Genomic DNA, 26,566 nt, shown 5'->3' with positions numbered 1-26,566 from the left:
AGAGCACCCCGCAGTCGACGATCAGCAACCGGCCTCCGTATTCGAAGACCGTCATGTTGCGGCCGATCTCGCCGAGACCGCCGAGCGGGGTGATGCGCAAGCCCCCCTCGGGCAGCGCGGGGGGCGGGCCGAGCTCAGGGTGCGGATGGCTCAAAGTATCTCCTCACCACGCACGCCACAGGCCCCGGGCGGACACCCGGGGACACCGTGCGCGCATGACAGCGTGCTTTCTGTTGCGTTGTCCTCATGGAGCGATATTCAGTTCTTAAGTCTTTGGTTACAGCTGTACCCCGCCGGCGGCGAGATCCTGCTTCAGCTGTGCCGTCGCGGCCTCGCCGAGCTCCACGAGCGGGAGCCGGAGCGGGCCGCCGGGCAGCCCCTGCAGGGCCAGGGCGGCCTTGGTGGTGATGACGCCCTGGGTGCGGAAGACCCCGGTGAAGACCGGGAGCAGCTTCTGGTGGATCTCGGCCGCCTTGTGGATGTCACCGGAGAGATACGCCTCGAGGAGGGCCCGCAGCTCAGGGCTGACCAGATGTCCCACGACGGAGACGAAGCCGGCGGCGCCGACGGAGAGCAGCGGCAGGTTGAGCATGTCGTCGCCGGAGTACCAGGCGAGGCCGCTGCGGCTGATGGCCCAGCTCGCGGCGCCGAGGTCGCCCTTGGCGTCCTTGTTGGCGACGATCCGGGGGTGCTCGGCGAGCCGGACCAGGGTCTCGGTCTCGATCGGGACGCCGCTGCGGCCGGGGATGTCGTAGAGCATCACCGGAAGACCGGTGGCGTCCGCGACGGCGGTGAAGTGCCGGTACAGGCCCTCCTGCGGGGGCTTGTTGTAGTACGGCGTCACCGTGAGCAGGCCGTGGGCGCCGGCGCGCTCCGCCTGGCGGGCCAGCTCGACGGTGTGGTGGGTGTCGTTGGTGCCGACGCCGGCGACGACGAACGCGCGGTCGCCCACCGCCTCCAGTACGGCCCGGACGAGCTGCTCTTTCTCCACGTCGCTGGTGGTCGGCGACTCACCGGTGGTGCCGTTGACGACCAGGCCGTCGTTGCCTGCCTCGACGAGGTGGGCGGCGAGCTGCTGCGCGCCGTCGAGGTCGAGGGCGCCGTCCGCGGTGAACGGCGTGACCATTGCGGTCAGGACCCGCCCGAAGGGGGTCTGCGGGGTGGAGGTCGGAGCCATGAGTCCAACGCTACTCGGTGCCGGTGCCGGGACACCCCCTCGGGACCTGCGATGAGGACTCCGGCGCTGCCTGCTCGGGGGTTCAAGCAGCACCGGAATCCGTTTCTGAAGACTAGACGAACAGCATGAAACCCGGCAATCGGAAGATTCCGGATGAGTGGTGACCTGCTACGGAGCGACCCGGCCGTTGGCGTTGAAGGCGGCGTGGGTGAGCGGCATGAGCTTCGCCCATTCGGCTTCCATCCGTTCCCCGACCATCTCGATCTCCCGCTGCGGGAAGGACGGGACCGTGGCGAGCTCGTGCTGGGTGCGCAGGCCGAGGAAGTGCATCAGCGAGCGGGCGTTGCAGGTGGCGTACATCGACGAGAACAGGCCGACGGGCAGGGTGGCCCGGGCGACCTCGCGGGCGACGCCGGCCGCCAGCATCTTCTGGTAGGCCTCGTAGGAATGCCGGTAGGAGGCCTCCATGGCGTCCACGGCGGCCTGGTGCTGCTCCGGGGACCCGTGCACGAACTCGTACTTCCCGGGGCGGCCCTGCTGCACCAGCTTGCGCTCCGTGGACGGCACGTAGAAGACCGGCTGCAGCTCGCGGTACCGGCCGGACTCCTCGTTGTACGACCATCCGACGCGGTGGCGCATGAACTCGCGGAAGACGAAGATCGGGGCGCTGATGAAGAAGGTCATGGAGTTGTGCTCGAAGGGGCTGCCGTGGCGGTCCCGCATGAGGTAGTTGATCAGGCCCTTGGAGCGCTCGGGGTCCTTCGTCAGCTCCGCCAGGGACTGTTCGCCGGCCGTGGAGACCCGGGCGGCCCACAGCACGTCGGAGTCGGCGGCGCTGTGCTTGACGAGCTCGACGGTCACGTCGTCGCGGAACTGCACGGAATCGTCGGCGGAGATGTCGGTCACCGGGCGTCCTTCCTCATGGAGCTTGGGGCGGCGCCCAGCCTATGCGCCCGCTCCGACATCGCCCGACACCCGTCGACACCGGCCCCACCCCCCGCAAAGCGGAGCAAGGCAGACGACCGGCGGACCACTGCTGGCCGGTCCCGGCGGGGCCCGCTAGCCTCACCGATGTGTCTCTGCCCTTCCTCGCCGCCGACAGCGGCCACGACGAGTACGCCGCGGACGCCGCCCTTCCGCACCGGGTCCAGGACGGGTGGATCCGTCCCTACCGCCCGGGGCCCTGGCGGGTCGCCGCGGCGGCGATGCTGCTGGTGCTCGCCTCGTACCTGCTCATCGCGGGAGTGATCATGGGGCTCGCGGGCAACGGGCCCGGGGTCGCCGCGACGGTCGTCGCCGCCGTGCTGGCCATCGTCTGCGCGCTGCGTCTGCTGCGCGTGGGGTTCTGGGTGAGCACGCGCGGGCTGCGGCAGGTGGGGCTCTTCTACACCACGACGCTGCCGTGGAACCGGGTCGGGGCCGTCCGTACGGCCCAGCAGCCGGTGAAGTGGCTGGGGCTGCCCCGGACCGTCCAGGGCCAGGCCCTGGTCGTCACGCGGGCGGACGGCCAGCGGTTGCGACCGCTGCTCACCGACCACAACGCGGACTTCCTCGGCCGTACGGAGGCCTTCGACCAGGCGGCCGACGCCATAGAGGGCTGGGCCTCCGAGCTGAGCCGCTGAGGGCTCAGCGGGGCGCCACGCCCCGGTCCGGGCCGGGCACGTCGACGAGGCGGTGCGACGAGGCCCCGCCCGTCCGGGACGCGCACCGGTGGCGGGAGACGGCGTAGAGGCGACAGCCGGGCGTCATCGGGGGTTTGCCTGCGGCTGTTAGCGTCCGGCCGACCCGGCCCGCCGAGGACCTGGAGCGACTCTTGCTCGCACCGCCGCATCCGAACACGCTCCTCACGCATCCCGCGCCGCTGCCCGCGCTGGAACCGCTGCGGGGCCGCACCGTCGTCGTGAAGTTCGGCGGGCACGCCATGACCGACGGGGCGTTGCTGCGCGGCTTCGCCGCGGACGTGGTGCTGCTGCGGCGGACCGGGGTGCGGGCCGTGGTGGTGCACGGGGGCGGTCCGCAGATCAGCGCGCAGCTGGACCGGCTGGGCGTACCTGCGCATTTCCTGGGCGGTCAGCGCGTCACCACGCCGGAGACGCTGGACGTCGTGCGGATGGTGCTCGCCGGCAAGGTGCAGCGGGAGCTGGTGCGGCTGTTCAACGAGCACGGCCCGTACGCCGTCGGGCTCACCGGCGAGGACGCGCACACGCTCACCGCGGTGCGCCGCTACGCCGAGGTCGGCGGGGAGCTGATGGACATCGGCCTGGTCGGGGACGTGACGGAGGTCAACACGGCCGCCGTGGACATGCTGCTGGACCACGGGCACATCCCGGTGGTCTCGCCGCTCGGCCGCGGCACGGACGGCGAGGTCTACAACGTCAACGCGGACGCGGCCGCCGGCGCGCTCGCCGCCGCGCTGGGCGCGGAAGCCCTGGTGGTGCTGACGGACGTGCCCGGGCTGTACGCGGACTGGCCGTGCCGGGAGCGGGTGCTGGACCGGCTGACCGCCACCGAGCTGGAACGGATGCTGCCGTCACTCGGGGGCGGCATGGTGCCGAAGATGGAGAGCTGCCTGCGCGCGGTCCGCGCCGGTGTCCGCACCGCACGGGTGCTGGACGGGCGCGCCCCGCACGCCCTGCTGCGCGCGCTGACCGGCGCCCCCGGGGAGGCCGGGACGACCGTCCTGCCGGGCTGAGGCCGGGGCCCCGTTCAGGGGGTCTGCGGCGCCTTCCCGCGCAGGGCGATCGCCCGCTGCATGGCCTTGCGCGCCCGCGGGGTGTCGCGGGCGTCGTGGTAGGCGACCGCGAGCCGGAACCACGTCCGCCAGTCCTCCGGCGCGGCCTCCGTCTCGGCCTTGCGCCGGGCGAAGACCGCGTCGGCGGAGGCGCGGTCGACGCGCCCGCTCGGGGTGCGCACCAGTTCGTCCTCCGGCAGGCCGCCCTCGGCCTCCAGTTCGCGGGCCAGCCGGTCCGCGTTGCGCGCGAACTGCGTCGTACGGACCAGGAACCAGACGCCGACCAGCGGCAGCACGAGCACGGCCACGCCGAGGACCACCGTGACCGGTCGGCCGTCCTGGATCAGCCAGACGCCACGGGCGCCGGCCAGCACGAAGTACACGACCAGGACGGCCGCGAGGACGAAGTAGGTGATCTTTGCGCGCATGGTGGGCGAACCGGCTCTCAGTCTGTCGTCTCTCGGTCGGTCAGTCGAGGTCCATGAAGTGCTCCAGGCCGAAGGTGAGTCCCGGCGTGGAGACGACCCTGCGCACGCCGAGCAGCACGCCCGGCATGAAGGAGCCGCGGTTCATGGAGTCGTGACGGATGGTGAGGACCTCTCCGGCGTCGCCGAAGAGCACCTCCTGGTGGGCGACAAGACCGCGCAGCCGCACCGCGTGCACGGGCACGCCCTCGACGTCGGCGCCGCGCGCGCCGTCCAGGGCGGTGGCGGTGGCGTCCGGCTGCGCGCCGAGCCCGGCCTCGCGGCGGGCGTCGGCGATGAGCTGCGCGGTGCGCACGGCGGTGCCGCTGGGGGCGTCGACCTTGTCCGGGTGGTGGAGTTCGACGATCTCCGCGGACTCGAAGAAGCGGGCCGCCTGGCGGGCGAAGCGCATCGCCAGGACCGCCCCGATGCCGAAGTTCGGGGCGATGAGCACACCGGTGCCCGGCGTGGCGCCGAGCCAGCCGCGCAGGGTGTCCAGGCGCTCGTCGGTCCAGCCGGTCGTGCCGACCACGGCGTGGATGCCGTGCCGCAGGCAGAAGTCGAGGTTGCCCATGACCGAGCCCGGGGTGGTCAGTTCCACCGCGACCTGGGCCTCGTTCTCGGCCAGGGTCTCCAGCTTGTCCTCGCGGCCGATCGCCGCCACGAGCTCCAGGTCGTCCGCGGCCTCGACGGCCTTGACCGCCTCGGCGCCCATCCGGCCGCGGGCCCCGATCACACCCACACGGATCTTGCTCATCGTTCCAGTCCTCCGGTCCAGACGTTCGAGACGGTCGGTACGGCTCAGGCTCAGACGACGGACTCGTGCAGGCGGGCGGCCTGCCGGTCCTTCAGCGGGCCTATGACGGCCAGCGAGGGACGCTGTCCCAGGACGTCGCGGGCGACCGCGCGCACCTCGTCGGGGGTGACCGCGGCGATCCTCTCCAGTGTGGCGTCCACCGACATCTGCTCGCCCCAGCAGAGCTCGCTCTTGCCGATCCGGTTCATGAGCGCGCCGGTGTCCTCCAGGCTGAGCACGGTCGAGCCGGAGAACTGACCGATGGCGCGGTGCAGTTCCTCGTCGCTCAGCCCGTGCTCGGCGACCTGGTCGAGCTCCTCGCGGCAGATCTTCAGGACCTCGTGGACGCGGCGCGGCTGGCAGCCGGCGTACACGCCGAACAGGCCGCAGTCCGCGAAGGACGAGGTGTACGAGTAGACGCTGTAGGCGAGGCCGCGCTTCTCGCGGACCTCCTGGAACAGCCGGGAGCTCATCCCGCCGCCGAGCGCCGTGTTGAGCACGCCCAGCGCCCAGCGCCGGTCGTCGTGCCGGGACAGCCCCGGCATGCCGAGCACGACGTGGGCCTGCTCGGTGCGGCGCTCCAGCAGCTCCACCCGGCCCTGGCCGCGGATCGTGCGGGTGCCGTCGCGCGGTGGGCGGGGCACGGCGTCCGCGTCGCGGAGGGCGCCCGCGTCCTCGAAGGCCTTGCGGACCTGGCGGACGACGGTGGCGTGGTCGATGTTGCCCGCGGCGGCGACGACCAGCCGGGTCGGATCGTAGTGCTTCCGGTAGAAGCGGGCGACCTGGTCGCGGGTGAGGGCGTTGATGGTGTCGACCGTGCCGAGGACGGGGCGGCCCAGCGGGGAGTCGCCCAGCATGGCGGTGGCGAACAGGTCGTGGACCTGGTCCCCGGGGTCGTCCTCGGTCATCGCGATCTCCTCCAGGACCACACCGCGCTCGGCGTCGATGTCCTCCTGGCGGATCAGGGACCCGGTCAGCATGTCGCTGACCACGTCGATGGCGAGCGGCAGGTCGGTGTCGAGGACACGCGCGTAGTAGCACGTGTACTCCTTGGCCGTGAAGGCGTTCATCTCGCCGCCGACGGCGTCGATGGCCGAGGAGATCTCGAGTGCGCTGCGCCGCGCGGTGCCCTTGAAGAGCAGGTGCTCCAGGTAGTGCGTGGCGCCGTTGAGTGCCGGGGTCTCGTCGCGGGAACCGACGCCGACCCAGATGCCGAAGGTCGCGGAGCGCACCGTCGGCAGGGTCTCGGTGACGACGCGCAGTCCCCCGGGGAGGACGCTGCGCCGGACCGTACCGATGCCGTCGGCGCCGGGCAGCAGGGTCTGCGTGCGGACGGCCCGCCCCTTGGTGGAGGGGCGGGCCGTCACGCGTGTGGAGCCGGTGGTCACTTCTCGGACGCGTCCTCGGCCTTGTCGTCGGCCGCGGTCTCTTCGCCCTCGATGACCGGGATCAGCGACAGCTTGCCGCGCTGGTCGATCTCGGCGATCTCGACCTGGACCTTGGAGCCCACGGCGAGGACGTCCTCGACGTTCTCGACGCGCTTGCCGCCGGCCAGCTTGCGGATCTGCGAGATGTGCAGCAGGCCGTCCTTGCCCGGGAGCAGGGAGACGAAGGCACCGAAGGTGGTGGTCTTCACGACCGTGCCCAGGTAGCGCTCGCCGACCTCGGGCATCGTCGGGTTGGCGATGCCGTTGATCGTGGCGCGGGCGGCCTCGGCGGACGGGCCGTCGGCGGCACCGATGTAGATGGTGCCGTCGTCCTCGATGGTGATCTCGGCGCCGGTGTCCTCCTGGATCTGGTTGATCATCTTGCCCTTGGGGCCGATGACCTCACCGATCTTGTCCACCGGGATCTTGACGGTGATGATGCGCGGGGCGTTCGGCGACATCTCGTCCGGGGTGTCGATCGCCTCCATCATCACGTCGAGGATGTGCAGACGGGCGTCGCGGGCCTGCTTGAGGGCCGCGGCCAGGACCGACGCCGGGATGCCGTCGAGCTTGGTGTCCAGCTGCAGCGCCGTGACGAACTGCTTGGTGCCGGCGACCTTGAAGTCCATGTCGCCGAAGGCGTCCTCCGCACCGAGGATGTCGGTGAGGGTGACGTAGTGGGTCTCGCCGTCGATCTCCTGGGAGATCAGGCCCATGGCGATGCCGGCGACGGGGGCCTTCAGCGGCACACCGGCGTTCAGCAGCGACATGGTGGAGGCGCAGACCGAGCCCATCGAGGTGGAGCCGTTGGAGCCGAGCGCCTCGGAGACCTGGCGGATGGCGTACGGGAAGTCCTCGCGGGCCGGCAGGACCGGGAGGATGGCCCGCTCGGCCAGCGCGCCGTGGCCGATCTCGCGGCGCTTGGGGGAGCCCACGCGGCCGGTCTCGCCGACGGAGTACGGCGGGAAGTTGTAGTTGTGCATGTAGCGCTTGCGGGTCTCGGGCGCGAGCGTGTCCAGCTGCTGCTCCATGCGGAGCATGTTGAGGGTGGTGACGCCCAGGATCTGGGTCTCACCGCGCTCGAACAGGGCCGAGCCGTGCACCCGCGGGATGGCCTCGACCTCGGCGGCCAGGGTGCGGATGTCGGTGACACCGCGGCCGTCGATGCGGACCTTGTCCTTGATGACGCGCTCGCGGACCAGCTTCTTGGTCAGCGAGCGGTAGGCCGCGGAGATCTCCTTCTCGCGGCCCTCGAACTGCGGGAGCAGCTTCTCGGCGGCGAGACCCTTGACGCGGTCCAGCTCGGCCTCGCGGGCCTGCTTGCCGGCGATGGTCAGCGCCTGCTTGAGCTCGTCGGAGACGGCGGCCTCGAGCGCCTCGAACACGTCGTCCTGGTAGTCCAGGAAGATCGGGAACTCGGCGGTCTCCTTGGCGGCCTTCGCGGCGAGGTCGGCCTGCGCCTTGCACAGCACCTTGATGAAGGGCTTGGAGGCCTCCAGGCCCGCCGCGACGACCTCCTCGGTCGGCGCCTCGGCGCCGTCCTCGACGAGCTTGATCGTCTTGGTGGTGGCCTCGGCCTCGACCATCATGATCGCGACGTCGCCGTCCTCGAGGGTGCGGCCGGCCACGACCATGTCGAAGACGGCGTCCTCCAGCTCGCTGTGGGTCGGGAAGGCGACCCACTGGCCGCGGATCAGCGCGACGCGGACGCCGCCGACCGGGCCGGAGAACGGCAGACCGGCCAGCTGCGTGGAGCAGGAGGCGGCGTTGATGGCGACCACGTCGTAGAGGTGGTCGGGGTTGAGTGCCATGATCGTCGCCACGACCTGGATCTCGTTGCGCAGGCCCTTCTTGAAGGACGGGCGCAGCGGGCGGTCGATCAGGCGGCAGGTGAGGATCGCGTCCTCGGAGGGACGGCCCTCACGGCGGAAGAAGGAACCGGGGATCCGCCCGGCCGCGTACATGCGCTCCTCGACGTCCACCGTCAGCGGGAAGAAGTCGAGCTGGTCCTTCGGGTGCTTCGAGGCGGTGGTGGCCGACAGCACCATGGTGTCGTCGTCCAGGTAGGCCACGGCCGAGCCGGCGGCCTGACGGGCCAGGCGGCCCGTCTCGAAGCGGATCGTACGGGTGCCGAAGCTGCCGTTGTCGATCACGGCTTCGGCGTAGTGGGTCTCGTTCTCCACTATGGGGATTCTCCTCTTTCGTGCCCCCGGGCGTCTTCCCGGGAGCCGTCGGTGGAGGGGCGTCCCGCCGGGCCGGTCTTCGATCGAAGCCACCGGGACGTACGTGCTGCCCGGGGGCCACTACCGAGGACCGGCTCTGGTGGCGTTTAGGAGGACGCTCCCTCCGCATGCTCTATGGCGTTGTGTATGGGACCAGACTACAAAGCTTCGGTCCCGGTCTCGCGCCCAGCGCGGTCCCGTACGTACGCCAAGGGAGCGGCTCCCGGACGGGAACCGCTCCCTTTACGGCGTCTCAGCGGGCGCCGGCCGCGCCACGGCGGATGCCGAGGCGCTCGACGAGCGCACGGAAGCGCTGGATGTCCTTCTTGGCCAGGTACTGCAGCAGGCGGCGGCGCTGGCCGACCAGGATCAGCAGACCACGACGGGAGTGGTGGTCGTGCTTGTGGGTCTTGAGGTGCTCGGTCAGGTCCGAGATGCGGCGCGAGAGCAGCGCGACCTGGACCTCGGGGGAGCCGGTGTCGCCCTCCTTGGTGCCGAACTCGGCGATGATCTGCTTCTTCGTCGCGACGTCGAGCGACATGCGGTCTCCTTGTGGTGTCGGTGCCTCCGAGCGCCCCTGGTCTGCGTCACAGGAGAAGCTGCGATGACTCGGAAGGCATGACGCGCCGCACATGGGCGGACGCATCGGTCACACAGAGTACCACCCCGGGCCCGGTGCGATCTCTGGGGCCGGGGTGGCGGTGCTGCGGGCGGCTCGCGGGCGTCCCGGCTCAGCCGCTGGTCATGCCGCGGGCCTCGGCGTACAGGTCGAGGACCGCGAGGGCGAGCGGGATGAGGGAGAGCAGCACGGTCGCCTCGGCGAGGTCGAGCATCCGGCCCCAGAAGGGGGTGACGCCCTTGCTCGGGACGACGAGGGCGATCGCGACCAGGAGGGTGGCGCCCAGGGCCACCGCGGCGGACAGCCACACGGTGCGGATGTCGAGCGAGGAGTGGTTGCCGCGCAGCAGGTCGGTGAGGACGTCGGTCGGCAGGTTGAGGGCGAGACCGATGATCAGCAGCCCGATGGTGATCACACCGGCCACCATCAGCGTCACGACCTGCGAGGTGTAGCGGAACAGCCGGGCGCGCATCAGCGTCGCCAGGCCCATCGCGAGGGCGAGCAGCTGCGCCCAGGCGCTGTCGGAGAAGCCGAGCACGACGCCGGCGGAGCCGACGATCGCGGCCGCGCAGCCGCCGACCAGGCCCAGCAGCAGCTCGTGGCCGCGACGGGCCTGGTTGGTGATCCGGTCGAAGTCGACCGGCTCCTCCTCGCCCTGCCGGTCGCCGTCGCCGCGGTGCCGGGCCTGGACCTGGTCGGGCGAGCGGAAACCGATGGGCAGCCGGGCGAAGCGGGCGGACCAGCCGGGCAGGAAGCCGATGACGGCGATCATGACGACGGCGGTGACGGCGGCCGCCTCGCGCGGCGCGGCGTCCGTGAGGATCGCCACGAAGGTGGCCACGGTGCCGACGCCTGCGGTGAAGGAGGCCGCGACGAACGGCGCGTCCCCCTGCGGCAGCATCAGCACAAGGAGCACGGCGGCGACGAGCACCACGACGCAGCCGATGAGGAAGTGCAGCCGGCCGGGTCCCTCGGTCTTGCCGACGCCCATGACCCCGGAGCCGGCGACGAGCAGCAGCGGCAGGGAGGCGAGGCCGAGGGCGACGGCGGAGTGCCGGTCGTCGTACACGCGGGCGCGCACCGAGGCGAGCGCCACCAGCACCAGGCCCGCGGCGCCGGCGAGGATGCCGGGGAGGCCGTGCATGTCGTGCTTGACCGGCTCGGAGAACCAGAGCACGAAGGCCATGAGCGCGAGCAGGATGACGCCCGCGGTCAGGCCCACGCCGCGCATGAGGCCGTCGTTCCAGCTGCGGCGGTCGGTCTGGACCGCGGCGGCGACGGCATCGACGACGTCGTCGAACACGGCGGGCGGCAGCGAGTCCGCGAACGGACGCAGCAGCAGCAACTCGCCGTCGTGGACGCGCTGTTCGGCCAGGGACAGGGTGTCGTCGAGGACACGCCCGTCACGGCGGACCAAGTTGTAGCCGGTGGGGGCGGCTTCGTCGGGCGTCTGGCCCGACAGGCGCAGTATCTCGGGATGGATGTCGGAGAGCGGTACGTCCTCCGGAAGTGCCACATCGATCCGGCTGTTCGGCGCCGCCACCGTGACTCTGCAGAATCCCGTCGCTGAGATCGTGCTCACCTGGAGTGGTCCCCCTCGTCCGGTGATGGATGGGTAGAGGTCGGGTCCACGCGGCCGTCCAGGGTCGGACCCCCGTTCCGCGCTTCGCGATCCGTCACCCTACCGGGTACCCCAAGTCCCTTGTCCCTCACCCGTCCCAGTGCCCTGTGACTGTCATGCCCAGTAGGATCGCCACCTGCCTGTGGTCCAATGCCCGCCCCGTGCGGGGGTGGAGCGCGACCGGGACGTGTCATACGGGGGACCGTCGCCACGGGGGCGGCCCGAAACTGCGATTCGCGTGAAGGACTGGTGCATCGGTGAGCGTGGTCGTCATCAAGCGCCCGCCGCGGGTTTACCCGCCGGAGGTGCCGAATGAGGAGGTACGGCTCGAAGCCCCGCCCGAACTGCCACGCGGCGAGGACCAGGGCCTGCTGATGAATCTGCTGCCGATGCTCGGCATGGGTTCGTCGGCGGCATTCTTCTTCCTGCCGACGGGGTCGGGGACCTCCGGCGGGTTCATGAAGGTCATGGGCGTGCTCATGATGGGCTCCACCGTGGCGATGGTGGTGGCCCAGATCGTGCGCTCCCGCAAGGGGCCGTCGGGGCAGATGGCGGAGGCCCGCCGGGACTACCTGAAGTACCTGGCGCAGATACGCCGCGGGGTGCGCAAGACCGCCCGCAAGCAGCGCGACGCACAGTATTACCTGCACCCCGCGCCCGAACAGCTGTGGGCGCTGGTCGCCGAGGGCTCGCGGGTGTGGGAACGCCGGCTCAGCGACCCGGACTTCGCGCAGGTGCGGGTGGGCCTGGGGCCCCAGCAGCTGTCGACGCCGCTGGTGGCGCCGGAGACCGCCCCGGTGGACGAGCTGGAACCGCTGACCGCGCACTCGATGCAGCAGTTCATCGCGGCGCACGGTTCGCTGGACAACCTGCCGCTGGCCGTGGGCCTGCGCTCCTTCTACCACGTGACGGTCTCCGGGGACCCCGACACCGTCTACGGGCAGACCCGCTCCATCGTGGGCCAGCTGTGCTCCCTGCACTCGCCGGAGGACCTGGTCGTCGCCGTCGTGGCGGCGCCCGGCGCGCAGTCGGAGTGGGAGTGGGTCAAGTGGCTGCCGCACGCGCAGCACAAGGAGCACGACGGCGCGGGCTCGCGCCGTCTGATATGCGGCGACCTGGGTGAGGTCGAGGAGCTGCTGGCGGACGAGCTGGACGGCAGGCCGCGCTTCAACCGCGAGGGCCAGACGGTGCTGGACCAGCCGCACGTGGTGATCGTGCTGGACGGCGGCGGCGTGCCGGCGGACTCCGTGATCGCCTCCGCCGAGGGCCTGCAGGGCGTCACGATCCTGGAGGTCGTCCCCGGCGAGCTGGACGAGGCGCGCGGCTCGCTGTCCATCCAGGTGTGGCGCGACCAGCTGTACCTGGAGGCCGGGGCCGGCACCTTCACCGGCGTCCCCGACGTGCTGTCACCCGTACAGGCCGAGTCGCTGGCGCGGCAGCTCGCGCCGCTGCGGCTGGGCGCCGCCGACGCCGACGAACCGCTGCTGGCGAACCTGGACTTCACCGACCTGATGGGGATCGGCGACGCCTCGTCGGTGGACGTCGCGCGGACCTGGCGGCCGCGGACCCTCCACGAGCGGCTGCGGGTGCCGATCGGCCTGGGCGAGACCGGCGAGCCGGTCATGCTGGACGTCAAGGAGGCCTCCCAGGAGGGCATGGGCCCGCACGGCCTGTGCGTCGGCGCCACCGGTTCCGGCAAGTCCGAGCTGCTGCGCACGCTGGTACTGGGACTGGCCGTGACGCACTCCTCGGAGACCCTCAACTTCGTGCTCGCCGACTTCAAGGGCGGCGCGACCTTCACCGGCATGGGCACGATGCCCCACGTGTCGGCGGTCATCACCAACCTGGCCGACGAGCTCACCCTGGTGGACCGCATGCGCGACTCCATCACCGGTGAGCTGACCCGCCGCCAGGAGCTGCTGCGGCAGTCCGGCAACTACGCCAACATCACGGACTACGAGAAGGCCCGCGCTGCGGGCGCGGCGCTCGACCCGCTGCCCTCGCTGATCCTGATCATCGACGAGTTCTCCGAGCTGCTCGCCGCCAAGCCGGACTTCATCGAGATGTTCATCCAGATCGGCCGCATCGGCCGATCGCTGGGCGTGCACATGCTGCTGGCCTCGCAGCGCCTGGAGGAGGGCAAGCTGCGCGGTCTGGACACCTTCCTGTCGTACCGCATCGGTCTGCGGACCTTCTCCGCCGCCGAGTCGCGCACCGCGATCGGCGTGCCCGACGCGTACCACCTGCCCAACGTCCCCGGCGCGGGCATCCTGAAGTACGGCACCGACACGATGGTGCAGTTCAAGGCCGCGTACGTGTCCGGCACCTACCGGGCGCCGGGCACGCGGACGGCGAGCGGGGCACGCATCGACCGCTCCCCCGTGCTGTTCACCGCCTCGCCCGTGCCCGTGCGCATCGTCACCGAGCCGGAGCCGCAGCCCCGCGCCGGGCAGGTGGACGACGCGCTGGCCGACACCGTGCTCGACGTCATCGTCGGCCGGCTGGAGGGCCAGGGGCCGCCCGCCCACCAGGTGTGGCTGCCGCCGCTGGACGAGCCGTTCAGCGTCGACCAGGTGCTGCCGCCGCTGACGGTGAGCGCCGAGCGGGGTCTGCACGCCGACGGCTACACCGCCACCGGCAAGCTCCAGGTGCCGGTCGGCCTGGTCGACAAGCCCTTCGAGCAGCGCCGTGACGTCATGTACGCGGACCTGTCGAGCTCCGGCGGTCACGCGCTGGTCGTCGGCGGCCCGCAGTCCGGCAAGTCGACGCTGGTGCGCACCCTGATCGCGTCCTTCGCACTCACCCACACCCCGAAGGAAGTGCAGTTCTACGCGCTGGACTTCGGCGGCGGCGGCATGCTGGCCCTGGACGGGCTGGCGCACGTCGGCGGGGTGGCCTCGCGCCTGGACGCGGAGAAGGTCCGCCGTACGGTGGCCGAGGTGCACGGCATCCTCAATGCCCGCGAGGAGTTCTTCCGCACCAACGTCATCGACTCGATGAACACCTTCCGCTCCCGCCGGGCCTCGGGGCACTTCCCCGACCAGCCGTGGGGCGACGTGTTCCTCGTCATCGACGGCTGGAGCACCTTCAAGACCGACTACGAGATGCTCGACCCGGTCATCAACGACATCGCCACCCGCGGTCTGGGCTTCGGCATCCACCTGGTCATCACCGCCACCCGCTACACCGAGATCCGGCCCGCGCTGCGCGACCAGGTCCTCAGCCGGCTGGAGCTGCGGCTCGGCGACCCGATGGAGTCCGAGTTCGACCGCAGGCGCGCCGAGAACGTGCCGGTCGGCAAGCCGGGCCGCGGTCTGTCCCCGGAGAAGCTGGACTACCTGGCGGCGCTGCCCCGCGTCGACGCCTCCTCGAACGTGGAGGACCTCTCCGAGGGCATGGCGCAGTTCGTGGCCACGGTCAACGCCAACTGGTCGGGGCCCACCGCGCCGAAGGTGCGGATGCTGCCGACGATGCTGCCGTCGACCGAGCTGCCCAAGGGCGGCGACTTCTCCGACCGCGGCATCGCGATCGGTGTGGACGAACTCACCCTGTCGCCGGTGTTCGTGGACTTCGAGACCGACCCGCTGTTCGTCATCTACGGCGAGAGCGAGTCCGGCAAGTCCTCGCTGCTGCGGCTGATCGCCAAGCAGGTCAGCGAGCGCTACGAGTCCGGCAAGGCGCTGTTCGTGGTCTCCGACTTCCGCCGGGCGCTGCTCGGCCAGGTGCCGGAGAGCCACGTGTACAAGTACTGCGCCTCCGGCCCGCAGCTGCAGGAGGTCATGGAGTCGCTGGCCGGTTCCATGAGCCGCCGGATGCCCGGCCAGGACGTCACGCCAGAGCAGCTGCGCAACCGCAGCTGGTACAGCGAGCCGGACGCCTGGGTCTTCGTGGACGACTACGACCTGGTGGCCACCTCGATGGGCAACCCGATGCAGGTGCTGATGGAGTACCTGCCGTTCGCCCGTGACCTGGGTCTGCGCATCGTGCTGTCACGCAGCACCTCGGGGGCGTCCCGGTCGTCCTTCGAGCCGTTCCTGACCCGCGTCAAGGAGCTGGGCGCGACCGGTGTGCTGCTCTCCGGCGACCCGGGCGAGGGCCCGGTCTTCGGCAACGTCAAGGCGTCCAGGCTGCCCCCGGGCCGTGCGCAGTTCATCACGCGGCGCCGCGGCAACCAGCTCATCCAGACCGGCTTCCTGCCGGAGAGCTGAGCCCGTTCCGGCGCGCGGCGCCGGGACACGCGAGCGGGGGCGGGCCGGACGGCCCGCCCCCGCTCGCGTGTCCGCGTTCAGTCCCGCGGGGCCGGCGGCCGGTAGGCGGGCGGGACGTCCCGGGGGTCGCGCCGGACGGCGGCCGGGCGGTGGCCGCCGGCCGCCTCGTCCTCCCGGTCGTCCCCGGCTTCCTCCTCGGCCTGCTGCTCGAACCAGCGCCGGGCGCGCTCCTCCTGCGCGGCCCGCTCCTCGGGCGTCAGCCGTTCGTCGGCCCGCTTCAGCTCGGCCATGCGGTCGCCGATCGCACCGAGGTAGGCGCTGGAGCCCAGTGCCTCGCGCATGCCGAGGCGACCGGAGAGCACCTCCCGCGCCATCTCCTTGAGCGTGCCGTCCACGGTGGGGTTGTCGGCGAGCGTCCTGAGCGCCTTGTGCAGTCGGCGGGCCTGTGCGGGGTCGTCCGCGACGTCCGTCAGGTCCGCGTCGCTGATCTCCTTGCTCATCGGTCCGTTCCCCCGGTCGAGAGTGTGGTGACGGGTGTGCTCATGCCATCGTGCCATCAGGGGGACGCCGCAACCACGGTCGGCGGTCGCGGGCGCCGTCGCGGGTGCGCGGGCCGGGCGGCACGGACACGCTTCGTCAACCTTTCGGCCGTCCTTCCCGGAGCGCTGATCGGAGTTCCTCGATCAGATGTGGCACGGTCTGTCTGAACGATGCCGAAGGAGGCGACGAGCGATCATGTCCTACCCCGAGCCCCGTTACCTCGGAGAACAGGGCGAGATCAGCGCGCTGTTCCGCTCCGCCGACACCGCCGCGGACGTGGTCGCGCCTTCGGGCAACCGCACCCACTACCTCGCCACGCACGCGTCGACGGACGGCGGCTTCGGCCTGTACCGGATCGACATGGGCCCGGGCTCCCCCGGCCCCAGCACCCACTTCCACCGGTCCATCTCCGAGTCCTTCTTCGTCCTCTCCGGGGCGGTGCAGCTCTTCGACGGGGAGCGCTGGATCACCGCCCGTCCCGGGGACTTCCTCCACGTGCCGCCCGGAGGACTGCACGCCTTCCAGAACGACTCCGACGAACCCGCGTCGATGCTGCTGCTCTTCGCGCCCGGCGCGCCCCGGGAGGAGTACTTCGAGCGGGCCGGCGAGATGGCGCAGCGCGGGGGTGCGGCGTTCCGGGAGTTCCTGCTCCGCCACGACAGCTTCTTCGTGGACCCGCCGCAGGTCGGGCCGGAACCGCTGTGACGTACGGGGGCGGCGGTCAGCCGACGCTCTTGTCGATGACGCAGAAACGGTTTCCCTCGGGGTCGGCCAGCACGACGAAGTCGGGGTCCGGCGGGTAGAGGTCCCAGTCGACCCGCCCGGCGCCCAGGGCGACCAGCCGCTCCACCTCCGCCGCCTGTCCGGCGGCGTCGTCCGCGTACAGGTCCAGGTGGACCCGGGGGTGCTCCTGCACCGGGGTGTCGCTGGTGCCGAGCGCGAGCCCGGGTCCTGCCGCTCCCGCGGCGGGCACCAGCACCGCCCAGTCGTCCTCCGCCCGCACCTCGCCGTCGCGGGGCACGTAGCCGAGGGCGGCGCCCCAGAAGGCCGCGGCGCGCCGCACGTCCGTCACTCCGAGCACGATCGTCCCGAGGGTCAGCATGCGTCGATTGTGGCAGCCGGCGCCGGACCCGGACGGGCCTGCCAGGATGGGGACATGGCCCGCGTCACCGTCGCCCACACCGCCGACCTGGACTCCGCCGTGCTCGGCGCGGCGCGCTCGCTGCTGGACGCCGCCTTCGAGGGCGGCCTGTCCGACGCCGACTGGGAGCACGCCCTCGGCGGCATGCACGCGCTGGTGTGGGAGGACGGCGGCCTCGTCGGGCACGCCGCCCTCGTCCAGCGCCGCCTGCTGCACGGAGGAAGGGCGCTGCGCGCCGGTTACCTGGAGGCCGTCGGCGTGCGCGCCGACCACCGGGGACGCGGGCACGGCGCCGCGCTGATGGACGCCCTGGAACGGCTGGTGCGCGGCGCCCACGACCTGGGGGCGCTGGCGGCCGCCGACGGAGCCGCCGCCTTCTACACCGCGCGCGGCTGGCGGCCCTGGCGCGGCCCCACCGCGGCGCTGACGCCGGACGGTGTCGTCCGCACCCCCGAGGACGACGACTGCGTGCTCGTGCTGCCCGGGCCCGCCCCGCTCGACCTGTCCGGCCCGCTCATCTGCGACTGGCGCGACGGCGACCTGTGGTGACCGCGGCCGGCCTCACGGGACGTAGAGCTCCAGGCGCCAGTCGTTGCAGCGGATGGGGTGCCCCGGCGGGTACTCGAAGTCGCACTCCTCCACCAGCGTGAAGCCGAGCTTGCGGCAGATCGCGTTCGAGGGGTGGTTGTCGACCTTGGGGAAGGCGTGCAGGAAGCGCGGGCCCTTCTCGGCCGCCGCCCGGGCGATGACGGCCTCCCCGGCGGCCACGGCGACCCCGCGCCCCTGGAACTCGGGCAGGACGCCCCAGCCGGTCTCGTACACCGTCCCGCCCCGCCAGGACTTCTCCCAGTAGCCGATGCTCCCGGCCGGGACACTCTCGGGCAGCAGCACGATGCTGAACATCCCGCCACCACCCTCGCCGCCGCTCGCCAGGTACCGCTCGTGCCGGACGAGCAGTTGCTCCTCGGTCTCGGGGCCGCCGAGGTGCCGCATCATCCCCGGCGCGTTCGCCCGGCGCAGCAGGTCGAGGTCGCCCTCCGCCCACGGCTCGATCCGTACCTGCGCTGCCATCTTCCGCTCCCTCGTCGCTCCTGCCGATCACACCACACGGGTCGGACACCGCCACCGATGAGTTCCGCCGGCCCGGCCGGTCCTACCTCCCGGAGCCGTTCCGCAGTGGCCCGGCCCGACCAGGAAGGCAGCATCATGAACGACATCACCATTACCCGGGTCTTCGACGCCCCGCTCGCCAAGGTGTGGAAGGTGTGGACCGAGCGGGAGTACTTCGCCCAGTGGTTCGGCGCGCCGCTGCCCACCGTCGCCAGCGACGTCCGCCCGGGCGGCGCCTGGCGCGCCACCATCACCACGCCGCAGGGCGAGATGCCGCTGAGCGGGGTGTACCGCGAGGTGGAGGTGCACAAGCGGCTGGTGTGGACGATGGACGTCCCCGGCGCGCCCGAGGTCGTCATGGACGCCACCTTCACCGACCGCGGGGACAGGACCGAGGTCGTCTACCACCAGCCCGGGGTCCCCGAGGAGCACTGCGCCACGGCCGAGGCCGGCGCCAACCACATCCTGGACAGCTTCACCTCCGTCCTGACGAAGTCCTGAAGGGAGGGCGGACGGACGTGACGGAGACGACCTTCGTCCTGGTCCCCGGGGCGGGCGGCGGCACCTGGTACTGGCACCTGCTCGTGCCGGAGCTGCGCCGCCGCGGCCACGCCGCGGTCGCGGTGGACCTGCCCACCGCGGACGACTCCGCGGGCCTGCAGGAGTACGCCGACGCGGCCGTCGCCGCCGCGGGCGACCGCGCGCCGCTGGTGCTGGTCGCCCAGTCGATGGCCGGCTTCAGCGCGCCCCTGGCCTGCCAACCGCTGGGGGACCGGCTCGTCCTGCTCGTCCTGGTCAACGCGATGGTCCCGGTCCCCGGCGAGACCGCCGGGGACTGGTGGGCCGCCACGGGCCAGCCGGAGGCCCGGCGCGCCCTCGACCTCGCCGAGGGACGTCCGGTGGACGGGGAGTTCGACCCCCTGGTCACCTTCTTCCACGACCTTCCGCGCCCCGTGGCGGACGAGGCCCTCGCCCAGGGGAACCGGCAGTCGGACACCCCGTTCGGCGTGCCCTTCCCGCTGCCCGCCTGGCCGCAGGTGCCCACCCGCGTCGTCGTGGGCCGCGACGACCGGCTGTTCCCCGCCGCCTTCCAGCAGAGGGTGGCCCGGGAACGGCTCGGCGTCAAACCGGACGTCCTGCCGGGTGGGCACCTGGTGGCGCTCGCCGACCCGGGCGGGCTGGCGGACCTTCTGGTGGGCTATCTGCCCGGCTGAGGCAGCGGCCGGCGAAGGTGCAGGGCGCCGGGGCTCCACTGGTCCCGCCCCGTGCCGCGTACCTCCGTCGTCCAGCCCTCCGCGGCGGCGACGGCGGAGGCGCGGTCCGGGCCCGCACCACGGAAGAGCCGGGCGGGGACGGTGACGGCGAGCACCGCCCCGCCGTCGGCGTCCCGCGCCCGGTGGGCCGCCGGCCGGCGCTCGGCGGCGGCGATCCGGGCGCGGATCCGCTCGGTCGCGTACGCGTCCCGCAGCGGCAGCCAGAGCCGCTGCAGGACGAACTGCGCGAGCAGCCCGGGCCTGTTCCTGCGCGGGGCGGCGAGGAGGGGCGGGGCGGTCACGCGGTGCCGTGCGAGCGGTGGACCACGGCCTGCGCGTACGCCACCCGTACGTCCAGCCGGTCCGTCCGCACCTTGTACCGCTCGGACATCCCGTAGTACTTCAGCGACGCCGGCGAACCGACCCCCTGCCGCCAGGCCGTACGGACGGGCAGCGACCAGGCGGAGTCACCGGTGCCGCCGACCGCCCAGAACAGGTTGAGGACGAGCCACAGCGGCGACAGCAGCACGAACACCGCCCACGAGGTCGTCGTCCCGCCGTGCCCGGCGAGCACCCGGCCGCCCGGCAGCCTGATCTCCCAGCGCGGCCGCCACCGCGCCCGCTTCGCCGGGGTCCCCAGCTCGCCCAGTTCCTCGCCGCCCGGGCCGAGCACCGACAGCCGCCCGCCGGACGACTGCCCGCCCACCGGCCGTACGACGAAGCCGAGCGTCTCCCGTCCGGCCAGGTCCCGGTACATCGCGAACCGCGGCTTCGCGTCGGCCCCGGAGCCGCCGGCGGGAGCACCGTGCCCGACGTACACGGTCTCGCCGCCCCGCCGGGGGCGGATGACCTTCTGCAGCTTGAACCCGGCCTGCCGGCGCTCCTGTTCGGAGGGCGGCCGTACCTGGAACGAAACGACACTCATCCGATACCCATCCGATCGCGTCCTGTCCTGTGTCACCCGAAGACGGAGCGGACGTCGCCGCCCGTGCCGGGCTGCTCCGGTGGGCCTGCGGGGGTGCCGCCGAAAGTGCCGCGGTCGCGTGCGAAGTGCACGCTCTCCCCGATCTCGGACATCAGCGAGACGTACACGGGCAGGTCCGCCAGGCTCGGGGTGCTGAGCGAGAAGACGACGAGATAGCCGCCGAACGGCGACGGCACGTAGAGCTCGATGTGCAGGAACGCGAAGGGGGCCGCGACCTGTTCGCCGTCGACCTCCGTCGCGTGGAACGACACCACGGCGGGACCGCACTCCAGGTCCACCTGGTGGACGTCCCGGTGCGGCTCCAGCGAGAGCATCTCGTGCAGCGCCGCCGCCGCGATTCCCGGGTCGCCCGGCTCGACCTCCTCGATGCGCACCAGCAGGTTGGCCGTGCTGATCCGGTCGTCCTCGGTGGCGAACAGGCCGAGGGCCGCGTGCAGGACCCCGTCGGCGTCCAGCGATCCGGCGACCTCGCGGTACACCGCGGCGGTGGCCTCCCGCTGGAAGTCGGTGCCGCCCGGCCAGATGCGCGCGGCCAGTTCGGCCACCTGCGCGTCCAGGGCGTCGGGCGGCAGGTGCAGCGGGATCTCGTGGAAGACGTCCGGGGACTCGAACTCGACGAGCACGCCCGGCGCCTCGTGGAGCGACGTGCTCATCAAAGCCTCCCGGCCGCGGGCGTGTCCGAATTGTTGAACATGTTGTAGACGCCGGTCACGATACCGGGGGCCTGCTGCGCGACCTGCGGTCCCTTGGCCCACCACGACATGGGGTCGAGCGTGCCGTCGGCCCGGATGGCCGCGCCGAGGGAGTTCTTGACGCTCTGCGGGGCGAACTTCTCCACCGCCCAGCTCAGCGCCTTCTCCTTGGCGGAGGATCCGACGGTGTCCAGGACGTGGTTGTCCCAGGCCATCTTCATGCGGTTGCCGAAGCCCTCGGCGCTGACCATCTTGCTGCCCGGCAGTGCCTCCCGCCGCAGCAGGCCGACCTTGCCCTCCAGCTTCTCGACCGTGTAGCCGGCGTTCTTCAGCGCCCGGATCTTGGTCACGTGCTCGATGGAGGCGATGGTCCTGCCGTTCACCTTGTAGAGCTTCATCGGGATCTTGACGCCCTTCATCGCGACCTTCCCCAGCTTGCCGATGGGGATGACGCCCAGACCGTCACCGATCAGGTCCATCGCGCTGACGTCCGCGCCGCCCAGTTTCGCCGCCCCGTGCGTGGCCAGGGCGCCCAGCGACAGCGCGCCGCCCGCGAGCGCGAAGGCACCGGACAGCGGCGGGCACCAGAGCGTGAGCAGGGAGAGGACGCCCATCACCGTCGAGGCGATGCTGAGCCAGTCACCGATCTGCTTGAGCAGGTCGGCGTGCTCGACGCACCAGTTCTGGATGCTGTGCCCCAGCTTGGTGAACGCGTCCGCCAGTCCCTCGAAGAACCCCGTGTCGGGCGCCTTGTCGTTGGCCTTGCGCAGCCGGTCCGCGATGCCCCGGGCGTCGGACTGGTGGTGCTCCAGCAGTTCCTCGGCCCGCTTGATGATGTCCTCGAGCTCCTGCTGCGCCTTCTCCAGTTGCTTCCCCGCGGAGTCGAGGTCCTTGCCCGCCTGGTTCAGCCGGTTCGACGCCGCGTCGATCTTCGCCTGGGCGTCGGCGAGTTCGCTCTGCGTCGCGTAGTACTGGCCCGCCAGGCGCAGCGCCGGGTCCGCCGCCGCCTGGTTGTAGGCGGACGTCGCGCGGTCGTAGGTGCCCTGCCCGGCCTTCTCCCGCTCCTTGGCGGCCTTGGCCTGCGCCTCGTACTCCCGGGCCTTGTGCTGGTACTCCGCCAGCTTCGAGCGCCACGACGACAGCTGGAGCGAGGCCTCGCGCAGTGCGTCCCGGCTGTCGCCCACGTAGCGCGGCAGGTCGCCGACCTTCTCGGCGAAGGCGCTCGCGGCCTCGCCCTCCCAGGTCTTGCCGCCCTTGGTGATCCCGGTGAGCGTCGTGTAGGCGTTGTCCAGGCCCGTCGCGGCCCGCGAGAGCTTGGAGGTGAGGTCCTCGACGCTCTCCAGCTTCCCCGGCGCCGGGTCGAAGCCTATGGAGGGGTATTCCACCGCCGTCACCGCGCACCCGCCGTGGGCCGCGCCTGCGGGGACGGGGAGGGCGTGGGCTTCGGCGCCGCGCCCTGCGTCATGGCGTCGCGGATCGCCTGCTCCGTGGCCTCGTAGTTGTCCTTGGTGGCCTTGAGCTTCTCCTCGATCTGCTGCGTGCCGTCCGCGATCTTCCCGATGGCGTTGTCCCAGCTGTCGTGGAACTCGTCGCAGGCGTTGTCCAGCGCCTCGCTGCCGGTGCTCTTCGGACCCACGTCCTTCAGCGCGCCCAGCGCCTTGCGCATGTCGTCCTGGCTGTCGTGCAACTGCTTCAGCAGCCGGTCGAGGTCCTGGACCTCGACCTTGAAGTGGTCACCCAATGTGTGTCCCCCGCGTGGACCGCCCGCCGTGCTTCAGCACCAGGGGCGGTGGTTTCAGCCGACCCACCGAGGCTACCGCTCCCCCACGTGCCGCTTCACCCCCTCCCGGGTGCTCCCCTCAGGATCTCTACGTGCCCTGACGGGGGCACGGTGTGCGCGGGTTCCTCACGGGACGCAGGGTGCCCGGTGCGCCCCGGACGTGATCCGGTATGTTCGGGTGCAATTGGCATGTCCTCGCTTAGGCGATGGCACGGTTCCGGAGTCAGGGGACCGCACGCACGGCGGACGTGCCGGGATCGCAGTCAACGGGGATGGGACAAAGGGATGAGCACTCCCTTCGACGGTTCACAGGGCGGCGGAGCCACGCGGATGCGGCTGAACTCCGTCCCCGCGGATCCAGGAGGCGGCGGTACGTCCGCCGGGACGACGAAGGTCGACACCCAGCGCCTGGACGAGGCCGCCAACGCGCTGGTCGAACTGCGCGGTGACACCGAGAACGTCGACAACAAGGCCGACGAGGACACCCTTGGCGCCGTCACGGGCCTCAACAGGCACACCGCTCCGGGTCCGCCCGACGGGGGCTCCTGGGCCACCGCGGGCTCCCTCATGAGCATGGACATCCGCTGGGGCGACCAGGTCCTCAACCTCAAGCGCATGCTGCAGGACATCAGCGACAAGCTCCACACCAGCACCGGCCACTACACCCGCACCGAGCAGGAGGAGCAGGCCCGCCAGGCCTCGATCCACACCCCCTTCGGCTAGGGCCCGCCCTCCGCCCCGGGACGCCCGGGCCACGGGGCACGGCCGCAACGCACACCCACACCCGTCCGCAGGGACGGACAGGAGCTGACGCACACATGGTGTCCATCCCCTACCTCGACAAGGCCGACCTCGGGCCGCTGTCCGACGCCGCCGCCTCGTGGGGCGCGCTGCCCGCCAAGTACGAGGCCCTCCAGCGAGAGTTCGAGCAGCGCGTGATCAACCACCTCAAAGGCCACTGGGAAGGCGACGCCGCGACCGCGGCCTTCGCCACCATGGACAAGGCCCGCACGGAGTACGAGAACGCCGCCACCGAGGCCGGCCGCGTCGCCAAGCTGCTCAAGGACGCCCACACCGAGTTCGCCGCGTACCAGAAGCAGCTCCACGCCCTGCTCGACGAAGCCCGGACCGACAGCTTCCACGTCTCCGAGGACGGGGCGATCAAGGACGTCGACTCCCGCTGGGACAGCCCGACCGCCTCCGCCTCCCCGGGCTTCGCCACCGAGCGCAAGGAGAAGCTGGACTCGCTCTCCTCACGCCTGACGCGCGTGCTGGAACAGGTCACCGCCGCCGACGAGGCCGCGAGCGCCGCCCTGGAGCGCGACGCAAACGGCGACAGCCGGTCGTTCAACACCGGCGTCTACACCAGCCTCGACGCCGTGGAGATCGACCAGGCCGCCGCCATCGCCGCCAAGGGCGACCAGGCGACGGACGCCGAACTCGACCAGCTGAACCGGATCCTCCACGCCAACAGCAAGGATTCCGAGTTCACCACCGGCTTCTACGACAAGCTCGGTCCGCACAAGACGCTGGACTTCTACGCGAACCTCACCGCCCAGGCCGACGAGGAGCCGGACTCCAAACGCTTCAAGGAGGTCCAGGAACTCCAGAAGAACCTCGGCTACTCCCTGGCCACCGCCACCGACCCGGACAAGCAGCCCCACCTGTCCGACGCGTGGAACGCGGAACTGCGCGCCCAGGGCGCCCAGAAGTTCACGGTCAGCGACAACCCCGGCTACCCGTACCAGCCCTACGGCTACCAGGTCCTGGGCGGCATCCTGCGGTACGGCGACTACGACTCGCACTTCCTCACGCCCATCGCGCAGCACGCGGTCTCCCTGGAGGCCGAGAACCCCGACATCTGGATCGAGAACTCCCCGCGCGGTTCGCTGAACGAGGACATCACGTCCAACCCCTCCGGCAAGGGTGGTGACGGCTTCGACCCCATGACCGGCATCCTGGAGGGACTCGGCCACAGCCCAGGGGCCGCCGAGGACTTCTTCACCGGCGACGTGGTCGCCTACCACCGTGACGGCACCGTCGACCCGGACGGCGACGTCAGGGTGGACCACGGCGACGGGAAGAAGGACGTCGACTCCTACCTGGACTACTTCACCGACCCCGACCGCGACTGGGTGCCGGACACGGCGAGCCGCGACCTCGAGGAGAGCGCCAAGGCCACCCAGTACGGCCCCGACGCCCTGGGCCACGCCCTGGAGGCGGCGACCAGTGGCGTGGCGTACGACTACGAGGGCTCGGACATGCCCAAGCACAGCCAGGCGCAGGCCGGGCTGGTGAACGACATCGTCGAGAAGTTCGGCGGTCAGGGCGGCGGCGAACTCGTCAACGGCAAGGACGGGGCGCCCCTGGAGCCGATGCGCGACAGCCTGGGGCACATCGCCGCCAACTACATGGGGGACGTCCAGCGCGGTGTCTCGGGTGACGACAACCTGCCCGTCCACGGTGCCTCGGCGAATCTGGACCGTGCCGCAACCCAGGCGTTCCTCGCGGAGGTCGGGCAGGACCCCGACGCCTACCAGGCGATCAACGCCTCCCAGCAGGCGTACACCACGGGTCTGGTGGACCGGGCGATGAACGGGGAGACCGACACCCGGGTACCGGTCAGCGACCGTGTCGCCAGCGCCGTCCACCCCGGAGCGACCGTGGCGGGCATCATGAGCGAGGCACGCGCGGACGCCGTCTGGGACACCAAGCGCGCGGAGGACGAGGACTTCAACAAGAACAGCGAAGACGTCGGCAAGTGGGTCGGGCGCGGCGCGGGACTCGCGACCGGCGCGATCAAGGTGCCCGTCGTCGGGGACGTCGCGGGCTGGATGATCGAGGACGTGCAGAGCAGCGTGCTGGAGTCCATCAAGCACGACAGCTCCACGGAGGCGGAGCACGAGGCCGGACGCGGTTACAGCGACGGCCAGGAGCAGGCGGTGCGCTCCGCGAGGGACGCGGTGCGCCAGGCGGGCGCGCACGGCGGGTACGACACGGACACCGTCGGCGATCTGCAGGACACCGCCGGACGCGAGGCCCAGCAGAGCCACGCCGCCGGCGCCAAGGCCGAGGACGCCCGTCATGGCTGACCACAAGGGGACACACCAGGTGAACAAGACCGTCCGTGCCATCGCGGGCATCCTGCTCCTCGCGTCCGGAGGCGTCGCCTGCTCGTCGGGCGACGGGGCCGAAGGAGGCGGCCCTCCCAGTGCGTCGTCACGGGCCGCGCTGCCGGCCGTGCTCTGCGGCACGTCCGTTTCCACGGAGCCGATCACCCGGTTCCACCAGGCACCTGTGTCCGAGGTCGTGGCGGACGAGAGCACGGGAGGCGGCCTGCGGGCGCCTCTCACGGAGCAGTCCGTGGGCGGCGACGAGGGGTACTGCGCCGTCAACGTGGACGGCGAAGTGATCCAGGTCGGATCCGGGCTGCGCAGCGGCCTCGTCGACGAGAAGGACATCGCCCGGCGCGTGAAGGCCGGCGGCAGCGAACTCGACTGGGGCCCGGCCCGCGGATACGTCACCTCCGGCGGCGGCACGGAACTCGCGGTTCTCACCGTCCCCTGCACGCTCGAGGGCGGCAAGTTCGCCGTGGACGTCAGTGTCGCCGCGCCCGCGCTGCGCGGAAGCGAGCAGGAGGTCCTGAAGGCACGTGAGGCCATGGTGGAACTCGCCGCCGACGCCGCGCGCTACGTCGCCGAACACTCCGCGAAATGCCAGGACGCGAGTGGGCTTCCGAGTACGGCCCCCGCCTTGCAACAGCCGACGAGGTGAACGTGGGATCCGAGAGGCCGACCGGT

Annotated in this window: 26 protein-coding genes and 1 pseudogene (1 of these 27 cut by a window edge); 10 read left to right on the top strand and 17 right to left on the bottom strand. The window is 71.7% G+C overall.

What is annotated here, in order from left to right; translation table 11 throughout:
• The 3 genes from AC1VWI_RS31385 to thyX form a co-directional block, all read right to left on the bottom strand.
• Positions 1-154 carry the start of a ribonuclease J gene (locus AC1VWI_RS31385; protein ID WP_499514353.1) on the bottom strand. The gene continues 1,532 nt to the left of window position 1, outside the view, so only the first 154 of its 1,686 coding nucleotides appear in the window; it begins with the start codon at positions 152-154; its stop codon lies off the left edge, out of view.
• A gap of 123 nt (positions 155-277) precedes the next feature.
• Positions 278-1,177 (bottom strand): 4-hydroxy-tetrahydrodipicolinate synthase, encoded by a 900-nt coding sequence (gene dapA, locus AC1VWI_RS31380; RefSeq protein WP_499514352.1) that lies wholly within the window; start codon positions 1,175-1,177, stop codon positions 278-280.
• Between the two features lie 168 nt (positions 1,178-1,345).
• On the bottom strand, positions 1,346-2,083 hold the full coding sequence (gene thyX, locus AC1VWI_RS31375; RefSeq protein WP_499514351.1) for an FAD-dependent thymidylate synthase: 738 nt from the start codon (positions 2,081-2,083) through the stop codon (positions 1,346-1,348).
• 167 nt (positions 2,084-2,250) lie between these two features.
• Between thyX and AC1VWI_RS31370 the strand changes: the two genes are divergently transcribed.
• On the top strand, positions 2,251-2,799 hold the full coding sequence (locus AC1VWI_RS31370) for an SCO5741 family PH domain-containing membrane protein (RefSeq protein ID WP_499514350.1): 549 nt from the start codon (positions 2,251-2,253) through the stop codon (positions 2,797-2,799).
• A 191-nt stretch (positions 2,800-2,990) separates the two neighbouring features.
• Positions 2,991-3,869 (top strand): acetylglutamate kinase, encoded by an 879-nt coding sequence (argB, locus tag AC1VWI_RS31365; RefSeq protein ID WP_499514349.1) that lies wholly within the window; start codon positions 2,991-2,993, stop codon positions 3,867-3,869.
• 14 nt (positions 3,870-3,883) lie between these two features.
• Here the strand turns inward: argB and AC1VWI_RS31360 are convergent, their stop codons facing one another.
• The 6 genes from AC1VWI_RS31360 to eccD all read right to left on the bottom strand — a co-directional run bounded on the left by AC1VWI_RS31360 (position 3,884) and on the right by eccD (position 11,018).
• Positions 3,884-4,336 (bottom strand): hypothetical protein, encoded by a 453-nt coding sequence (locus AC1VWI_RS31360; RefSeq protein WP_499514348.1) that lies wholly within the window; start codon positions 4,334-4,336, stop codon positions 3,884-3,886.
• Positions 4,337-4,376: 40 nt separating this feature from the next.
• On the bottom strand, positions 4,377-5,129 hold the full coding sequence (dapB, locus tag AC1VWI_RS31355; RefSeq protein WP_499514347.1) for a 4-hydroxy-tetrahydrodipicolinate reductase: 753 nt from the start codon (positions 5,127-5,129) through the stop codon (positions 4,377-4,379).
• A gap of 50 nt (positions 5,130-5,179) precedes the next feature.
• On the bottom strand, positions 5,180-6,556 hold the full coding sequence (locus tag AC1VWI_RS31350; RefSeq protein ID WP_499514346.1) for a M16 family metallopeptidase: 1,377 nt from the start codon (positions 6,554-6,556) through the stop codon (positions 5,180-5,182).
• Positions 6,553-8,778, bottom strand: a complete 2,226-nt coding sequence (locus AC1VWI_RS31345; protein ID WP_499514345.1) for a polyribonucleotide nucleotidyltransferase — start codon at positions 8,776-8,778, stop codon at positions 6,553-6,555. The genes AC1VWI_RS31350 and AC1VWI_RS31345 overlap by 4 nt, the downstream gene beginning before the upstream one ends.
• Positions 8,779-9,070: 292 nt before the next feature.
• Positions 9,071-9,358: a 30S ribosomal protein S15 gene (gene rpsO / locus AC1VWI_RS31340; protein ID WP_361804583.1), complete on the bottom strand. Its 288-nt coding sequence runs from the start codon at positions 9,356-9,358 to the stop codon at positions 9,071-9,073.
• Between the two features lie 190 nt (positions 9,359-9,548).
• Positions 9,549-11,018 (bottom strand): type VII secretion integral membrane protein EccD, encoded by a 1,470-nt coding sequence (gene eccD / locus AC1VWI_RS31335; RefSeq protein ID WP_499514344.1) that lies wholly within the window; start codon positions 11,016-11,018, stop codon positions 9,549-9,551.
• Between the two features lie 296 nt (positions 11,019-11,314).
• Here eccD and eccCa point away from each other — a divergent pair, with 296 nt between their 5' ends.
• A complete protein-coding gene (eccCa, locus tag AC1VWI_RS31330) occupies positions 11,315-15,265 on the top strand; it encodes a type VII secretion protein EccCa (RefSeq protein WP_499514343.1) in 3,951 nt (1,316 codons plus the stop codon).
• Between the two features lie 77 nt (positions 15,266-15,342).
• Here eccCa and AC1VWI_RS31325 read toward each other — a convergent pair whose 3' ends face one another.
• Entirely contained in the window at positions 15,343-15,765 is a 423-nt protein-coding gene (locus AC1VWI_RS31325; RefSeq protein WP_499514342.1) for a hypothetical protein, read from the bottom strand.
• 235 nt (positions 15,766-16,000) lie between these two features.
• Between AC1VWI_RS31325 and AC1VWI_RS31320 the strand changes: the two genes are divergently transcribed.
• Positions 16,001-16,510, top strand: coding sequence for a cupin domain-containing protein (locus AC1VWI_RS31320; RefSeq protein WP_499514341.1), 510 nt, complete (start codon positions 16,001-16,003; stop codon positions 16,508-16,510).
• A gap of 16 nt (positions 16,511-16,526) precedes the next feature.
• Here AC1VWI_RS31320 and AC1VWI_RS31315 read toward each other — a convergent pair whose 3' ends face one another.
• On the bottom strand, positions 16,527-16,907 hold the full coding sequence (locus AC1VWI_RS31315) for a VOC family protein (protein ID WP_499514340.1): 381 nt from the start codon (positions 16,905-16,907) through the stop codon (positions 16,527-16,529).
• Between AC1VWI_RS31315 and AC1VWI_RS31310 the strand changes: the two are divergent.
• Positions 16,906-17,495 (top strand): annotated as a pseudogene (locus AC1VWI_RS31310) (GNAT family N-acetyltransferase). The gene AC1VWI_RS31315 and the pseudogene AC1VWI_RS31310 sit on opposite strands and share 2 nt — an antisense overlap.
• A gap of 12 nt (positions 17,496-17,507) precedes the next feature.
• On the opposite strand, the gene AC1VWI_RS31305 reads toward AC1VWI_RS31310, so the two are convergent.
• On the bottom strand, positions 17,508-18,017 hold the full coding sequence (locus AC1VWI_RS31305) for a GNAT family N-acetyltransferase (protein WP_499514339.1): 510 nt from the start codon (positions 18,015-18,017) through the stop codon (positions 17,508-17,510).
• Positions 18,018-18,152: 135 nt separating this feature from the next.
• Here AC1VWI_RS31305 and AC1VWI_RS31300 point away from each other — a divergent pair, with 135 nt between their 5' ends.
• Positions 18,153-18,557 carry an SRPBCC family protein gene (locus AC1VWI_RS31300; RefSeq protein WP_499514338.1) on the top strand — a complete coding sequence of 135 codons (405 nt, stop codon included), beginning with the start codon at positions 18,153-18,155 and terminating at the stop codon, positions 18,555-18,557.
• Positions 18,558-18,574: 17 nt separating this feature from the next.
• Positions 18,575-19,270 (top strand): alpha/beta fold hydrolase, encoded by a 696-nt coding sequence (locus tag AC1VWI_RS31295; RefSeq protein ID WP_499514337.1) that lies wholly within the window; start codon positions 18,575-18,577, stop codon positions 19,268-19,270.
• On the opposite strand, the gene AC1VWI_RS31290 is transcribed toward AC1VWI_RS31295, so the two are convergent.
• Genes AC1VWI_RS31290 through AC1VWI_RS31270 form a run of 5 tightly spaced genes read right to left on the bottom strand, consistent with a single transcriptional unit; the run spans position 19,255 to position 22,727 of the window.
• On the bottom strand, positions 19,255-19,611 hold the full coding sequence (locus tag AC1VWI_RS31290) for a hypothetical protein (RefSeq protein ID WP_499514336.1): 357 nt from the start codon (positions 19,609-19,611) through the stop codon (positions 19,255-19,257). The genes AC1VWI_RS31295 and AC1VWI_RS31290 overlap by 16 nt on opposite strands.
• On the bottom strand, positions 19,608-20,234 hold the full coding sequence (locus AC1VWI_RS31285; RefSeq protein ID WP_499514335.1) for a hypothetical protein: 627 nt from the start codon (positions 20,232-20,234) through the stop codon (positions 19,608-19,610). The genes AC1VWI_RS31290 and AC1VWI_RS31285 overlap by 4 nt, the downstream gene beginning before the upstream one ends.
• Before the next feature lie 32 nt (positions 20,235-20,266).
• The gene (locus tag AC1VWI_RS31280) at positions 20,267-20,947 is read right to left on the bottom strand and encodes a hypothetical protein (protein ID WP_499514334.1); all 681 of its coding nucleotides are present in this window, start codon (positions 20,945-20,947) and stop codon (positions 20,267-20,269) included.
• A complete protein-coding gene (locus tag AC1VWI_RS31275) occupies positions 20,947-22,371 on the bottom strand; it encodes a putative T7SS-secreted protein (RefSeq protein ID WP_499514333.1) in 1,425 nt (474 codons plus the stop codon). Before AC1VWI_RS31275 ends, AC1VWI_RS31280 begins: the two co-directional genes overlap by 1 nt.
• Before the next feature lie 5 nt (positions 22,372-22,376).
• Entirely contained in the window at positions 22,377-22,727 is a 351-nt protein-coding gene (locus AC1VWI_RS31270) for a WXG100 family type VII secretion target (protein WP_499514332.1), read from the bottom strand.
• 324 nt (positions 22,728-23,051) lie between these two features.
• Here AC1VWI_RS31270 and AC1VWI_RS31265 point away from each other — a divergent pair, with 324 nt between their 5' ends.
• The 3 genes from AC1VWI_RS31265 (at position 23,052) to AC1VWI_RS31255 (ending at position 26,540) form a co-directional block, all read left to right on the top strand.
• Positions 23,052-23,489 carry a hypothetical protein gene (locus AC1VWI_RS31265; protein ID WP_499514331.1) on the top strand — a complete coding sequence of 146 codons (438 nt, stop codon included), beginning with the start codon at positions 23,052-23,054 and terminating at the stop codon, positions 23,487-23,489.
• Between the two features lie 95 nt (positions 23,490-23,584).
• Entirely contained in the window at positions 23,585-25,858 is a 2,274-nt protein-coding gene (locus AC1VWI_RS31260) for a hypothetical protein (protein ID WP_499514330.1), read from the top strand.
• Positions 25,851-26,540, top strand: coding sequence for a hypothetical protein (locus AC1VWI_RS31255; RefSeq protein ID WP_499514329.1), 690 nt, complete (start codon positions 25,851-25,853; stop codon positions 26,538-26,540). Before AC1VWI_RS31260 ends, AC1VWI_RS31255 begins: the two co-directional genes overlap by 8 nt.
• Positions 26,541-26,566: the final 26 nt, after the last annotated feature.

It is taken from the genome of Streptomyces sp. TOM-9 (genome assembly GCF_056858595.1).
This window is presented reverse-complemented; position numbering and strand designations above follow the sequence as displayed.